The following is a 14,420-nucleotide window of genomic DNA, read 5'->3' as shown; positions in this document are numbered from 1 at the left end:
TTCAGAGCACCTCGATGGTGGGTCCGGACGGCAGCCGACGCCTGCAGTCGAGGACGAAGGGGGCGTGTTCGGCGATCAGGTCGTAGTCGAAGGCGTCGTGGTCGGTGAGCAGGACCACCACGTCGGCGGCCGCCAGCTCCTGCGGGTCCGGTTCGACCCGCACCAGCCGGGTGTCCACCGGCAGTCCCTCGACGACATGCGGGTCCGCCGCCCTGACCTGGGCGCCCATGTCGAGCAGCAGCTGGGAGATGCGCAGGGCCGGCGACTCACGTGCGTCGCCGGTGTTCTTCTTGTACGCCAGGCCGAGCAGCAGGATGCGCGAGCCGTTCACCGAGCGGCGTCGCTCGTTGAACAGGTCCGTGATGCGGCGCGTCACGTACTCGGGCATGTGGTTGTTGATGTCGTTGGCCAGCTCCACGAAGCGGAAGCTCTGGCCGAGTTCGCGCTGCACCCGCCAGGACAGGTACGAGGGGTCGATCGGCAGGCAGTGACCGCCGACGCCGGGTCCGGGCGTGAACCGCATGAAGCCGAAGGGCTTGGTGGAGGCGGCGTCGATGGCCTGCCAGACGTCGATGTCCAGGTGGTGGGCGAACATCGCGATCTCGTTGACCAGTGCGATGTTCACATGCCGGAAGGTGTTCTCGAGGAGCTTGGCGAGTTCGGCCTCCTTCGGCGAGCCCACCGGCACCGTGGTGTCCACGAGTTCGGCGTAGAAGTCCTGAACGGCCTTGAGCGAGGCCTCGTTGACGCCCGACACGACCTTCGGGGTCTCCTTGAAGCCCCAGACGGCGTTTCCGGGGTCGATGCGCTCCGGGCTGTAGCCCAGCTGGAAGTCGGTGCCCGCGGTCAGGCCCGAGCCGTCCTCCAGGATCGGGGCGAACATCTCCTGGGTCGTACCGGGATAGGTGGTCGACTCCAGGACGACGGTCGCCCCGGGTCTCAGATAGCGGGCGAGGGTGACCGCCGACTCGCGGATGTAGCGCAGGTCGGGCGTGCCCTCGTGCAGCGGGGTGGGCACGGTGACGACCGCGACGTCGAAGCCGCCGCAGTCCTTGGCCGACTCGCTGGGCCGGTAGGCACCGCTGTCCAGGGCCGCGCGGATCCGTTCGGAGGTGACGTCCTCGACGAAGGACTCACCGGCGGCGAGGCTCTTGACCCGCCGGGAGTCGACGTCGTAGCCGATCACCTCGTGTCCGACCTCGGCGGCCCGGATGGCCAGCGGCAGGCCGACGTATCCCTGTCCAACCACGACGACACGCATCAGTGACTCCTGTTCGCGGGAGCGGCCTGCGGGATGAGCCGGATGAACTCCCGCGCCGTCATGAGAAGGAAGGCGGTGTTGGTGGTGAGGTAGCGCCGACCCAGTCGGCGCGGCTCCTGGAGCGCGCGGTAGAGCCACTCGACCCCGAACCGCTGCCATGACGCGGGGGCCCGCTTGGTGATCCCGGCCAGGATGTCGAAGGAACCGCCCACTCCGTGCACCACTCGGGCGCCGGTCTGTGCGCCGTGGGCGGCGGTGAAGATCTCCTTCTTCGGCGAGGTCATGCCAAGGAAGAGCATCTGGGCGCCGCTCCGGGCGATGTCGCCCGCGATGGCCTCCTGCTGGGAGTCGTCGAAGTAGCCGTTGCGGCTGCCGGCGACCTTCAGACCGGGGAAGCGGTCGGCCACCCGGCGCAGCATCTCCTCCAGCACCTGTTCCTTGGCGCCGAGGAAGTACACGGAGATGCCCGCCGACTCGGCCTCGGCCAGCAGCCGCAGGAACAGGTCGATGCCCGCCACCCGCTCGGGCAGCGGGGTGCGCAGGACCCTGCCGGCCCAGACCACGGCCTGGCCGTCGGCGAGGACCAGGTCACAGCCCGACACGGCCTCGGCGAGCCGGGGATCGCGCCGCATGTTGACCAGCTTCGCGGCGTTGACCACGCCGATCTCCAGCTGTCTGTCGTCCCGCACCGCTTCGAGGCAGCGCTCGACGGTCTCGTCCATGGTCAGCGGGTCCAGCTCGAACCCGAACAGAGTCCGGCGCTCGCTCATATGCGTCCCCCCTGCCAGGCGTGCAGCATCCAGCCGAACTCGTACGGCCGGCATTCGCGGTCCACGGAGAGCGGCCGGTACATCCGGTCCAGAGCCTTCAGCCGGAGGCCCGGGGCCACTCGGGTGCCGAGCCCCCGGGCGGCGCGTACGGCCTTCTTCGGGTCGCCCCGGTAGACCTTGCGCCAGGTCACGCCGAGCTCGTCGAGAATCAACGGCTCCGGGTGTCCGGCCAGTTCGGGTACGTCCGTCATCCAGCCGAGGCCCTTGCGGATCGCCGGGCCGAAGTCACTGCCACCGGCGTCGGTGAGATCGAACAGCGCGGTCGGCGCCATCGCGTGCTGGTGGACGCTGTAGACCGGGTAGCCCTCCACGACGTGGCCGGTACGCGCGTCGTAGTGCCACCACCACTGTCCGCCGTCGCCCTGGAGCTCGCAGATGCGCGTGGCGCAGGCCTCGGACGCGGCCAGCGCCTCCGGATCGCCGGCCCCGTCGCTCGCGTGGGCGCGGGCCAGGGCCTGGAGCGGGTACGTCTGGTCGGCGAAGCAGGCCACATGCGCCCGGTACCAGGGCACCAGGCCGGGGCCGGTGGCGTGCGGGAAGAGCGGGCTGTCGCCGATGCGGGCCCGCAGCAGACGGTCGCGAGCTGCGGAGAAACGTCTCTCCACATCGACCGAGTCGCGGGCCGTCGCCAGGGCGGACAGCACCCAGGCCGCCTCGACGGTGTACTGCGGCCGGCCCTCGTCGTCCAGGGCGTCGACCCGGGCCAGGGCGTCGGAGAGCTTGGGGTGTCCGGTCTCGGCGGCGGCCCAGGCGATGAGCGCCGCGTCGCCGAGGTTCGTGACGCCGGGCAGCGACTCGATGAGCAGGCCCGTGAACTCCTCGGCGGTGCGCCCGCCGAGGGCCGCGCGCTGGCGGTCCTCCGGCAGGAACCGGACACCCAGCGCGGTGATGGCCGCGTACCGGGTGCTGGTGCCGCGCTGCTCCAGGGTCCAGGAACCCGCAGCCGTCGGCCGCCCGGCCATGGTGAAGGCGAAGGCCTCGCCGCCGGGCAGCAGCATCGACGGCAGCCCCGACTCGGCGACCGTGAGGAGTCGTTGGGCGAGTGGGAGCAGCGTCGGTTCCTCACGACCGAGCGCGGCCAGACGTGTGATGCTCATCGGTTGGACACACCAACCCCCCTGTTTTTGCGCAGACTTATGAGCGCCGCGGCGCGGTCGGCCGGGCGGTGGAAGGCAGGCGGACGTCAGACTTCGGAGCTTGTGCCGACCCTGATTTCAGGCATAGGTGTTTCCACCCGGTAACCCCCCCTGGGCACTACTGGTTCGTGTGCCCATTGTGCTTGGTCTGCACAGTTCGCACACATGTTATGCCGGTGAATGTTCGATGATTTGCGTTTTGGCGTAAAGAAGGAGTCATGGGCGTTCGACGAGTCCGCCGTCCTTCTCGTCGTACAGAGCGCCCGTTTCGGGGCACTCCCAGGTGCCCGGCTCGCCCTCCCGCTCGACCAGCCGGACGCCGGCCCGGCCCACCCAGCCGATCCGGCGCGCCGGAACACCGGCCACGAGCGCGTGGTCGGGCACGTCCCGGGTCACCACGGCGCCCGCCGCCACCAGCGCCCAGCGGCCGACGCGGACCGGCGCCACACACACGGACCGGGCCCCGAGGGACGCCCCTTCGGCCACCTCCACCGCCACGGCCTCCCAGTCGGCGCCGCGCTTCAGCTTGCCCTGCGGGTCCACCGACCGGGGGAAGTAGTCGTTGGTGAGGACGGCGGCCGGGCCGACGAACACCCCGTCGCCGAGCACGGCGGGTTCGTAGACCAGCGCGTAGTTCTGGAGCTTGACGTTGTCGCCGATCCGCACCCCGGGGCCGACATAGGCGCCCCGGCCCACGATGCACCCGCTCCCCAGCCGGGCGTTCTCGCGGATCTGGGCCAGATCCCAGACCGTCGTCCCCTCGCCGATCGCCGCCGTCTCGTCGACCTGCGCGGTCGGCTGCACCTTGAAGTTCACCGGACTGAACCCTTCGTCTCGTCGATCATGTCTGGTCGCCGAACATGCCGACGGTGTCACTTGACGGACCGAGTCTGATCACCGCACGGGCGGAATGCCAGCCTCCGTTCGTGAGCCGCCTCGAACGGAGGCGGACTCAGACCAGGCCGGGATCGACGTGGATCTTCGGCCCCGGACCGGCGCCGGGCGGGCGCTCGCCCGCGAGTACGGCGCCGATCGCGTCCAGTGCGACAGTGGCGGCCACGAGCGGTCGCGGGTCGACGACCTTCTCGGCGTACGCCTTGATGGTGGCGTCGAGCCCGGGGGAGGCCGACAGGACGCCGATCGCCGTCACGTCCTTCAGGACGAGTGTGCGGGTGTCGATCCTGCTGGGCTCGCCGGCCAGGCCGATGTACACGAGCCGCCCGCCCGGTTCGACCAGCTCCTGTGCCAGGGCGGGCAGATGGACCGCGTTGGTGGCGTCGACGACCGCGTCGAACGGCAGGTCCGGCAGGGTGTCCTCGCGCCAGGCGTGCGGGAAGCCCAGCGAGCGCGCGAAGGCGAGGGAGGCTTCGCCGGCGCCCAGCAGATGCACCTCCGCACCGGCGGCCCGGGCGAACAGCGCGACCAGCAGACCGATGGTCCCGGGACCCAGCACCAGGACCCGGTCGCCGGGCCCCGCTCCTGTCGCCCGCGCGGCCCGCAGGGCGTTGCCGCCCGGTTCGACCAGCGCGCCGAGCACCGGGTCCACGGAGTCGGGCAGGATGTGCAACGAGCCGACGGGCACGGCGAGTTGTTCGGCCAGGGCACCGGCTCGGCCGCCCCGGATGCCCACCTCCTCCCGCTGCTCGCAGACATGCTGCGCTCCGCGCCGGCAGCGGCGGCAGGTCCCGCAGCCGAGCATGGTGTCGCCCATGACCCGGCGCCCGGTCCAGACGGGATCCACACCGGCGCCGACCGTCCGGACCCGACCGGCCCACTCGTGGCCCAGCCGCATCGGATAGGCGGCGTGTCCTTGGTGGAGATAGGTCATGGCCCCGGTGAAGAACTCCAGGTCGGTGCCGCACACCCCGACCCGCTCCACGTCGACGACGACCTCGCCGGGTGCGGGTACCGGCGCGGGTACCGCCCGGACCGCGAACTCGCCGGGGGCCGTGAGGACGAAGGCGCGTATCTCGGCGCCGGGTGCGTTCAACTCGGGGGCTCCTTCAGGGGGCCGAGGGCGTCGCGGATCTCCTCGACCGCGTCGACCAGCGTTCGCAGCGGAGTCCGGTACGCCAGCGCGCTGACGCTCACCGCCCCGGAGGGAACCGTCGGCGAGGTGCCGTACACGGGCAGCGCGAGGCAGTTGACGCCGGTCTCGTGCTCCTGGTCGTCGAGGGCGTACCCCCGCTCGCGCGTGGCCCGCAGCTCGCGGTGCAACTCCGCTGCCGTGCACAGGGTTCGAGGCGTCCGGCGCTCCAGGGGCGTCTCGCCGATCCATTGCCGTACGGCGTCGAGGGTGCCCAACTCCTGGGCGAGCAGCGCCTTTCCGGCGCCGGTCGCGTGGGCGGGACTGCGGCCTCCGACCGTGGAGGTCAGCCGGACGGCGCCGGTGGGCGGGTCGGCCTTGGCGCGGTGGACGACCTCACGGCCGTCCAGGACGGCGTAGTGGACGGTCTCGCCGAACCGGTCCGACAGTGCCTTCAACAGCGGCCGGACACGCACGTGTTCGGGGCGGGCCTCGTGATGGGCGAAGGCCATCCGAAGGAACTCGTCGCCCAGCAGATAGCGGCCGCGGGAGTCCTGGCCCGCCAGACCTGCCCGGCGCAGGGCGGCCAGGGCCCGGTGCACGGTCGCCTTGGGGCTGCCGATCACCCGGGTGAGCGCTTCGAGCGACACCCCGTCCGGGTGCCGGGCGAGTTCCTTGAGCACGGCGAGCACCCGGTCCGATCCCACGAGACGGTCGCCCTCCGCGCTGTCCGTGACGGGGGCTGTCGAAGCGGGGAAGGGCTGCGTATGCTGCATCGCGTTCCGGATAGTAGACCGTCGTACCGATTACCGGAAAGAGCCGAGCGATGGGCCTTCGCAGCGCACAGTGGTATGGGGGACAGGACCGCAACGCCTACATCCACCGGGCCTGGATGCGCCGGGGCGTCCCGGACGACGCCTTCACCGGCCGGCCCCAGATCGCCATCGCCAACACCGCCTCCGACCTCACGCCCTGCAACGCACACCTGGACGAGGTGGCCAGGTCCGTCCGCGACGGTGTGTACGAGGCGGGCGGCATCCCCCTCGACCTGCCGGTGGTGTCGCTGGGCGAGACCAATGTGCGGCCCACGGCCATGCTCTGGCGCAACATGGCGGCGATGGCCACGGAGGAGATGCTGCGGGCCAACCCCCTCGACGGCGTGGTCCTGCTGGGCGGCTGCGACAAGACGATCCCGTCGCTGCTGATGGCCGCCGCCTCGGTGGACCTGCCCGCCGTGGTCGTGCCCGGCGGGCCGATGCTGACCGGCACCTTCCGCGGCACACCGCTGGGCTGCGGCACGGACGTGTGGCGGCTGTCGGAGGAGGTCCGCGCCGGCACCCTGTCCCAGGAGCAGTTCATCCGCTCCGAGTCCTCGATGATCCGCAGCCGCGGGCACTGCAACACCATGGGCACGGCCTCGACGATGGCGTTGGTCGCCGAGGCGCTGGGTACGGTCGTCCCCGGGGTGGCCGGTACGCCCGCGCCGGACAGCCGGCTCCTGGCGGCCGCGCACGGCACCGGGCGGCTCGCGGTGGAGCTGGTGGCCGCCGAGCGCCGCCCGAGCACCTTCCTGACCAAGGGGTCCTTCCACAACGCGATCGTGGCGCTGGCCGCGATCGGCGGATCCACCAACGCCGTCGTCCATCTCCTCGCCATCGCGGGCCGGCTGGGCGTCGACCTGACCCTGGACGACTTCGACCGCATCGGCTCCCGGGTGCCGGTCCTGGTGGACCTCCAGCCCGCCGGACGCTTCCTCATGGAGGACTTCCACCGGGCCGGCGGCCTGCTCGCCGTGCTGCGCGAGGTCGCCGACCTCCTGGACCCCGAGGCGCTGACCGTCACGGGCCGGCCGCTGGTGGACCACCTCACCGACGCCCCGATCTGGGACGCGGAGGTGATCAGGACCCGGGCGCGGCCCCTGGTCGAGGAGGGCGGCATCGCCGTTCTGCGCGGCAGCCTCGCCCCCGACGGAGCGCTGATCAAACCCGCGGCCGCCTCACCCCATCTGCTGCGGCACCGGGGCCGGGCGGTCGTCTTCGACAGCATCGAGGACTTCCACGCCCGCGTCGACGACCCGGACCTGGACGTGGACGCCGACTCCGTCCTGGTCCTGCGCGGCTGCGGCCCCAAGGGGTATCCGGGCATGCCCGAGGTGGCCAACATGCCGCTGCCCACCAAGCTGCTGGAGCAGGGGGTGCGGGACATGGTCCGCGTCTGCGACGGCCGGATGAGCGGCACCGCGTACGGCACGGTCGTCCTGCACGTGGCCCCCGAAGCGGCGGCGGGCGGTCCGCTCGCCCTCGTGCGGACCGGCGATGTCATCAGCCTCGACGTCGAGGCCCGCCGTATCGACCTCGAGGTGCCGGCCGACGAACTCGCCGCCCGCACCCCGAACGCGGCCACCGTCGAGGGCTTCGCGAACCCGGGGCGGGGCTGGGAGCGGTTGTACGTCGACCACGTCCAACAGGCCGACACGGGAGCCGACCTGGACTTCCTCCTCGGTTCCAGCGGCTCGCAGGTCAGCCGCGAGTCGCACTGATCGCTCGCGGCCGGCGATCCCCACCTCGCCGCCCGGCCGGGCCGCGAACCCTGCCCCCGACCGCCTCGTGGACGCCCTCTTGACGTGCGCTCCGGCCCGATCGACACTCCAGATGGGAATCCTAGTGAACAGGTAGGGAAATATGAGGCGCGTGGAACCGGCCGTCGGCCGAGTGAGCCGGACATCCCGGCCGTCGCCTCTTCTGACCTCCCGCCGTCACATCGATCTGCTGCGGGTCTGCAGCGCCATCAGGCCCCTGGGCTGAGCCCGACGCTTCCGCCGCGTACACGTCTGCGCACCGACACCCCGGGGAGACCCATGTCCGTCACACCGCTCGCCTGCATCTCCGCACCCCACCCGGCCCCCGCGTTCCGGGGCCGGATCGGCCAGGACGCACGCAGCGGGCACTACGCCGTGCCGCGCCGCTACCGGCTGCACCTGGCCGCAGCCTGCGCGGACGGTCTGCGCATCGCCGTCGCGCACAGCCTGCTCGGCCTCGACGACATCTGTCCCGTGACCCTCCTGGACCCGGTCCCCGACTGTCCCGACGGGGGGCATTCCGCGCTGCGCCCGCTGTACGAGGCCAGCGCGCACCGATACACCGGCGCGGCCGTCGCACCGGTGCTCAGCGACGACTGGTCAGGGCGGATCGTCAGCACCCACGCCACCGACATCACCCGCGACCTGGCCCGGCACTTCGGCGGCGGACGTCCGGCCCTGTACCCGTGCGGAGCGGAGTCGGAGACCGAGGCCGTCGAGCGGATGAGCAGCGGCATCGCGCAGGCCGCGCAGCAGGCCGGGTCGGCGGGCGGTGACGACGAGGACCGTGTCGCCGCCCTCGAGCAACTGCTGGGATCCCTGGGCTCGTTGGAGCGCTGGCTCGTCGACCGTGAGTTCCTGATCCGAGATCACATCACCGCCGCCGACGTCGAGTTGTGGGTCACGCTGGTGCAACTCGACACCGTGCACCGCCACCACCTCGACGCCGCCGCGGTGCAGCGCATCGCCGGCCACCCCACGCTGTGGGCCTACGCCCGCCGGCTGACCGCCCACCCGGCCTTCGGCACCCACCTCGACCTCGACGGCATCGCCCGCCGGCACCACGCCCACTGCCAGGGCCTGGAGGCCGCCGGGGCCGCCGTACAGATTCTGGACTGGGCCGCGCACGCCGCCCGGCCCGCCAGGCGCTCCTGACCGTCCCATCTGCCGGACCGGCGTTGACACCGGTCCGGGCACCTGCTTTTACTTGCGGCTCACAAGAGCCTTGAACCCCGAGAACAGCGACGGTGACCGACATGTACGCAGCTCCCAGGACGGCCTCACGCCGTTCCCCGGGCTGCGTACGTCCGTACGGCAACCCGCTCGTCGCCAACCGGGCCGTCGATCTGCTCCGCGTGAGCAGCGCACTGTGTACCGCACCGGGCCGTGCCCGCTGTCGGGGCTGACGTTCCGCCTCCGCAGCCCCCGCGTTCCTGACGAACACCGCGCTCGCGGTGTGCCGTTGTCCGCCCTGCCCCCGGTTCCCGTGCGTCGCGTCCTGCGCCCGTAGTGCGCCGCGTTCGCCGTGCCCCAGGGGAATCCCGACTCCGCCGGAGCCCCTCATGAGTGAACCCCCAGGCGCCGCCGTGTCCGTCACCGAGGCGCCGCCACGCCCCGACGCCCCGTCAAACCCCTTCGCAGCGCAGCGCGTTCTGCCCTTGAGGCGACCGGGCCGCTGGATCGCCACCGCCGTCGTCCTGGTTCTGGCGGCCCAGTTCGTCCACGGCCTGGTGACCAACCCGTTCTACCAGTGGGACCGGTTCGGCTACTGGTTCCTGCGGCCGACCGTCCTCGACGGGCTTGTGATCACCCTGGAAGTCACCGCCTACAGCGCGGTGCTGGGACTCCTCGGCGGCATTCTGCTCGCCCTGGCCCGGCTCTCGAAGAGCCCGGTGCTGCGGGCGGTGAGCTGGACCTACGTGTGGGCTCTGCGCTCCATTCCGCTGATCGTCCTCCTGCTGTTCCTCTACAACTTCAGTGCCCTGTACAAGACGCTGAGCGTCGGCGTCCCCTTCGGCCCGGCCTTCTTCTCCTTCGACGAGTCCCGGCTCGCCACCGACATGGTCATCGCGGTGATCGGCCTCAGCCTCAACGAGGCCGCCTACGCCGCGGAGGTCGTCCGTGGCGGCATCCTCTCCGTCGACCAGGGCCAGCACGAAGCGGCCTCGTCACTCGGTCTGCCGAAGGGCTACCAGTTCCGGAAGGTCGTCTTCCCGCAGGCGTTGCGCTCGATCACCCCGAACTACGTCAACCAGCTCATCGGCCTCATCAAGAGCACCTCGCTGGTCTTCTACGTCTCCCTGCTCGACCTGTTCGGCACCGTGCAGTCCATGGGCTCCACCTACCCCGGAGACATCGTGCCGCTGCTCCTGGTCGCCACCGTCTGGTACCTGATCCTCACCAGCGCCGTGTCCGTCGTCCAGTTCTATGTCGAGCGGTACTACGCCCGGGGCGCCACCCGCTCCCTGCCGCCGACCCCGCTCCAGAAACTGCGCGCCGGTCTCACCGACCTCACGGCACGTGTCCGCAGGGAGACCGCGATATGACCGTCACCGACATCACCCCCGTCGCGCTCGAAGTGCACGGAGTGCACAAGTGGTACGGCACCCACCGGGTCCTGGACGGGGTCGACCTGACCGTGCGGCCCGGCGAGGTCACCGTGATCCTCGGCCCGTCCGGCTCCGGGAAGTCCACCCTGCTGCGGGTCATCAACCACCTGGAGAAGCCGGAGATCGGCCATGTCAGCGTCAACGACGAACTGATCGGCGTCCGCCGACAGGGCGACCGCCTCAAGGAGCTCAGCGAGCGCGCCATCCTGACCCAGCGCAGCCGCATCGGGTTCGTCTTCCAGAACTTCAACCTCTTCCCGCACCTGACCGTCCTCGACAACGTGGCCGCCGCGCCGGTGGCGACCGGGAAGCTCACCGGGACGGAGGCCAGGGAGCTCGCCCGTGAACTCCTCGGCCGGGTAGGCCTGGCCGACAAGACCGGTGCCTATCCACGGCAGTTGTCGGGTGGCCAGCAGCAGCGCGTGGCCATCGCCCGCGCCCTCGCCCTGCGACCGGGAGTCATCCTCTTCGACGAGCCGACCTCCGCCCTCGACCCCGAGCTCGTCGGTGAAGTCCTCGCCGTCATCAAGGACTTGGCGACCAGCGGCACCACGCTCGTCATCGTCACCCACGAGATCGGCTTCGCCCGCGAGGTCGCCGACCGGGTCGTCTTCATCGACGGCGGACGCATCGTCGAGCAGGGCCCGCCCTCCGAGGTCCTCGACCGGCCGCGGCACGAGCGGACCCGGGACTTCCTGAGCAAGGTCCTCTGAACCGTCTTTCGCCCCACTCCTCACCCTCTTCCTCCCAACTCCTAAGGACAGCCATGCCCATTCACCCCTCCCGACGCGGCCTGATGCGCGGCATCACCGCGGCGACCACCGTCGCCGCCCTCGCCGGCGGGCTCGCGGCCTGCGGCGGTGACAGCGATGCCGCCACCAGGACGAGCGACAGCGCCGGCACGGTCACCGTGGGCCGGTTGTCCAACGGCGCCGCCAAGGAGACCGCGCTCAAGGTCGCCGAGGTGAAGTCCATCAGCGCCGAGCTGCCCGACGCCGTCAAGAAGAGCGGCAAGCTGGTGATCGGTTCCGGCACCCTGCCCTCCGGTTCCCCGCCGCTGGGCTTCGTGGGCAGCGACCAGAAGACCCTCACCGGTTCCGAGACCGACCTGGCCCGCCTGGTCGCCGCCGTCCTCGGCCTGGAACCCGAGGTCAAGCGTTTCACCTGGGAGAACCTCTTCGTCGGCATCGACAGCGGCAAGGTGAACGTCGGCTTCTCCAACATCACCGACACCGAGGAGCGCAAGCAGAAGTACGAGTTCGCCTCCTACCGCAAGGACGACCTCGCCTTCGAGACGCTCAAGACCTCGAAGTGGACCTTCGACGGCGACTACGAGGCCCTCGCCGGCAAGACCGTCTCGGTCGGCGCCGGCACCAACCAGGAGCGGATCCTGCTGGAGTGGCAGGCCAAGCTGAAGAAGGAGGGCAAGAAGCTCACCATCAAGTACTTCCAGGACACCCCCAGCATCTACCTGGCCCTCGCCAGCGGCAAGATCGACGCCTACCTGGGCCCCAGCCCCAACTCCTCCTACCACGTCACCCAGACCGCGAGCACGCCCAACGCGACCCGCATCGCGGGCCAGTACTCCGGTGCCGGCGAGACGCTCCAGGGCCTGATCGCCGCGACCGCCAAGAAGGGCAGCGGCCTCGCCAAGCCCCTCGCCGACGCGATCAACTACCTGATCGACAACGGTCAGTACGCCAAGTGGCTCACCGCGTGGAACCTCTCCAACGACGCCGTCTCCAAGGCGGAGGTCAACCCGCCCGGGCTGCCGCTCGACAACTCCTGACCCGTCCTCGGCGAACCCGGTGGGAAAGGACTCCGCCTCCGTGGCCCAGCAGACCGACATCCGCGCAGGCGGAGCCTCCTCGAGACCCACCGCGCATGACACCTCCGTCCTCGACAACGCCGTATGGGCCGCCCTCGACGGGCCGCACGCCCACCTCGCCGAACGCGTCGGCCAGGCCGCCCGCTACCCGGCGGACGTCTACGCCTTCGCCGCCCTCGCCGATCCCCGCGACCCGGCCGCGGCGGGGGAGTGGGAGTCCAGCTCGTCGACACCGCGCTGCGGGCCGAACCCGGCCCCGAGGCGATACGGCTCGGACCCGACGACGTGCCCGAGATCCTGGACCTGGTCGCCCGTACCAACCCGGGACCCTTCCTCAGGCGGACCATCGAACTCGGCACCTACCTCGGCATCCGCGACCGGGGACGGTTGATCGCCCTGGCAGGCGAGCGAAGCGAGATGGGGGTCCCCCGGCCGAAGGCTGGGGGAGGCTCCGCCCGCCCGGCTGGACCGAGATCAGCGCGGTCTGCACCGACCCCGCGTACCGGGGCCGGGGCCTCGCCACCCGCCTGGTCCGCGCGGTCGCCGCCGGTATCCGGGAGCGCGGGGACATCCCGTTCCTGCACGCCGCCGCCGACAACGCCGACGCGATCCGGCTCTACGAGTGGATCGGTTTCACCCTGCGCCGCCGCTCGCCCGTCCTCCTGGTCCGCAGTCCAGGAACATCCCACCCGGGCGCGGTGTTGTGACTCACGACGAGATCCGCCGGGCGCCGTCGCGCGCTCAGAAGGAGGAGGTGACGGGCGTGATCAGCGCACTCCGCTCCGCCCACCTCCACTCCCGGCCCCACATCGATCTCCAGCGCGTGTCCACCGCGCTCTGTTGTTCCTGACCCGTCAGACGCCCCAGCCGCCGTGCCCCGCGCATCCACGGGCCGGCCCTCTCGTACGGACCTCCAGGAAGGCACCCACCCGTGTCCCCCTCTTCTTCGTCTCCCTCCTTGCTGCATCTCGCCGTCGCTCTGGACGGCACCGGCTGGCACCCCGCCTCCTGGCGCGAGCCTGAGGCCCGGCCCCGCGACGTGCTCACCGCCGGATACTGGGCCGACCTGGTCGCCGAGGCCGAGCGCGGCCTGCTCGACTTCGTCACCATCGAGGACGGCCTCGGCCCGCAGTCCTCCCACTTCCTCGACCCCGACGAGCGCACCGACCAGGTCCGCGGCCGGCTCGACGCCGTCCTGATCGCCTCGCGCATCGCCCCGCTCACCCGGCACATAGGCCTGGTCCCGACCGCGGTGGTCACCCACACGGAGCCGTTCCACCTCTCCAAGGCCGTCGCGACCCTCGACTACGTCAGCACCGGCCGCGCGGGCCTGCGGGTCCAGATCACCGCGCGCCCCAATGAGGCCGCCCACTTCGGTCGCCGCACCATCCCGCGCATCGAGGCCTACGACAGTCCCGAGAGCCAGGAACTGGTCACCGACCTCTTCGACGAGGCCGCCGACTACGTGGAGGCCGTGCGCCGGCTCTGGGACAGCTGGGAGGACGACGCCGAGATCCGCGACGCCGCCACCGGCCGTTTCATCGACCGGGACAAGCTGCACTACATCGACTTCGAGGGAAAGCACTTCAGCGTCAAGGGCCCCTCCATCACGCCACGACCGCCGCAGGGCCAGCCGCTCGTCACCGCCCTCGGTCACCAGACCGTTCCCTACCGGCTCATCGCCCGCCAGGCCGACGTCGGTTACATCACCCCACACGACACCGACCAGGCCCGCGCGATCGTCGCCGAGATCCGCGCCGAGCAGGAGACCGCCGGGCGGAGCGACGAACTCCTCCATGTCTTCGGCGACCTGGTCGTCTTCCTCGACGACGACCAGGCAGCGGCCGCAGCCCGCCGGGACCGTCTCGACACCCTCGCGGGAGAGCCGTACCAGAGCGACGCCCGCGTCTTCACCGGCACTCCCTCCCAACTCGCCGACCTGCTCGGTGAGTTCCAGGCAGCCGGTCTCACCGGCTTCCGGCTGCGGCCCGCCGTCCTCGGCCACGACCTCCCGGCGATCACCCGCGGTCTGGTCCCCGAACTCCAGCGCCGGGGCGCCTTCCGCACCGCCTACGAGGCCGACACCCTGCGAGGCCTGCTGGGCCTCGACCGCCCCGCCAACCGCTACGCCGCCAGCGCCTGAGCCGGAAGG

General features: G+C 71.3%; 14 protein-coding genes and 1 pseudogene. 9 read left to right on the top strand and 6 right to left on the bottom strand.

What is annotated here, in order from left to right; genetic code table 11:
* Position 1: 1 nt before the first annotated feature.
* The 6 genes from OG841_RS06760 to OG841_RS06735 all read right to left on the bottom strand — a co-directional run bounded on the left by OG841_RS06760 (position 2) and on the right by OG841_RS06735 (position 6,029).
* Positions 2–1,261 (bottom strand): nucleotide sugar dehydrogenase, encoded by a 1,260-nt coding sequence (locus OG841_RS06760; RefSeq protein ID WP_328642296.1) that lies wholly within the window; start codon positions 1,259–1,261, stop codon positions 2–4.
* Positions 1,261–2,031: a WecB/TagA/CpsF family glycosyltransferase gene (locus OG841_RS06755; protein WP_328642297.1), complete on the bottom strand. Its 771-nt coding sequence runs from the start codon at positions 2,029–2,031 to the stop codon at positions 1,261–1,263. Before OG841_RS06755 ends, OG841_RS06760 begins: the two co-directional genes overlap by 1 nt.
* On the bottom strand, positions 2,028–3,188 hold the full coding sequence (locus OG841_RS06750; protein ID WP_328642298.1) for a hypothetical protein: 1,161 nt from the start codon (positions 3,186–3,188) through the stop codon (positions 2,028–2,030). Before OG841_RS06750 ends, OG841_RS06755 begins: the two co-directional genes overlap by 4 nt.
* A 255-nt stretch (positions 3,189–3,443) precedes the next feature.
* Complete coding sequence (locus OG841_RS06745; RefSeq protein WP_328642299.1) at positions 3,444–4,043, bottom strand: acyltransferase; 600 nt, start codon at positions 4,041–4,043, stop codon at positions 3,444–3,446.
* Between the two features lie 136 nt (positions 4,044–4,179).
* A complete protein-coding gene (locus OG841_RS06740; protein WP_328643720.1) occupies positions 4,180–5,196 on the bottom strand; it encodes a zinc-dependent alcohol dehydrogenase in 1,017 nt (338 codons plus the stop codon).
* Between the two features lie 17 nt (positions 5,197–5,213).
* A complete protein-coding gene (locus OG841_RS06735) occupies positions 5,214–6,029 on the bottom strand; it encodes an IclR family transcriptional regulator (RefSeq protein WP_328642300.1) in 816 nt (271 codons plus the stop codon).
* A 50-nt stretch (positions 6,030–6,079) separates the two neighbouring features.
* Here OG841_RS06735 and OG841_RS06730 point away from each other — a divergent pair, with 50 nt between their 5' ends.
* The 9 genes and pseudogenes from OG841_RS06730 (at position 6,080) to OG841_RS06690 (ending at position 14,411) form a co-directional block, all read left to right on the top strand.
* Positions 6,080–7,792, top strand: coding sequence for an IlvD/Edd family dehydratase (locus OG841_RS06730; RefSeq protein ID WP_328642301.1), 1,713 nt, complete (start codon positions 6,080–6,082; stop codon positions 7,790–7,792).
* 142 nt (positions 7,793–7,934) lie between these two features.
* Positions 7,935–8,057: a putative leader peptide gene (locus tag OG841_RS06725; protein ID WP_328642302.1), complete on the top strand. Its 123-nt coding sequence runs from the start codon at positions 7,935–7,937 to the stop codon at positions 8,055–8,057.
* A 53-nt stretch (positions 8,058–8,110) separates the two neighbouring features.
* Complete coding sequence (locus OG841_RS06720) at positions 8,111–8,986, top strand: glutathione S-transferase C-terminal domain-containing protein (protein WP_328642303.1); 876 nt, start codon at positions 8,111–8,113, stop codon at positions 8,984–8,986.
* 407 nt (positions 8,987–9,393) lie between these two features.
* Positions 9,394–10,377 carry an amino acid ABC transporter permease gene (locus OG841_RS06715; protein WP_365118742.1) on the top strand — a complete coding sequence of 328 codons (984 nt, stop codon included), beginning with the start codon at positions 9,394–9,396 and terminating at the stop codon, positions 10,375–10,377.
* Positions 10,374–11,153 carry an amino acid ABC transporter ATP-binding protein gene (locus tag OG841_RS06710; RefSeq protein ID WP_371564006.1) on the top strand — a complete coding sequence of 260 codons (780 nt, stop codon included), beginning with the start codon at positions 10,374–10,376 and terminating at the stop codon, positions 11,151–11,153. The genes OG841_RS06715 and OG841_RS06710 overlap by 4 nt, the downstream gene beginning before the upstream one ends.
* 53 nt (positions 11,154–11,206) lie before the next feature.
* Positions 11,207–12,229 carry a transporter substrate-binding domain-containing protein gene (locus OG841_RS06705; protein ID WP_371564004.1) on the top strand — a complete coding sequence of 341 codons (1,023 nt, stop codon included), beginning with the start codon at positions 11,207–11,209 and terminating at the stop codon, positions 12,227–12,229.
* Positions 12,230–12,269: 40 nt separating this feature from the next.
* Positions 12,270–12,975 (top strand): annotated as a pseudogene (locus OG841_RS06700) (GNAT family N-acetyltransferase).
* Positions 12,891–13,118, top strand: coding sequence for a putative leader peptide (locus OG841_RS06695; RefSeq protein ID WP_365118738.1), 228 nt, complete (start codon positions 12,891–12,893; stop codon positions 13,116–13,118). The pseudogene OG841_RS06700 and the gene OG841_RS06695 overlap by 85 nt, the downstream one beginning before the upstream one ends.
* 81 nt (positions 13,119–13,199) lie before the next feature.
* A complete protein-coding gene (locus tag OG841_RS06690; RefSeq protein WP_371564002.1) occupies positions 13,200–14,411 on the top strand; it encodes an LLM class flavin-dependent oxidoreductase in 1,212 nt (403 codons plus the stop codon).
* Positions 14,412–14,420: the final 9 nt, after the last annotated feature.

The organism is Streptomyces canus, from assembly GCF_041435015.1.
GTDB classification, from domain to species: Bacteria; Actinomycetota; Actinomycetes; order Streptomycetales; family Streptomycetaceae; genus Streptomyces; species Streptomyces canus_G.
Note: the sequence above shows the minus strand (reverse complement) of the source record. Positions and strands in the feature narration are given on the sequence as shown.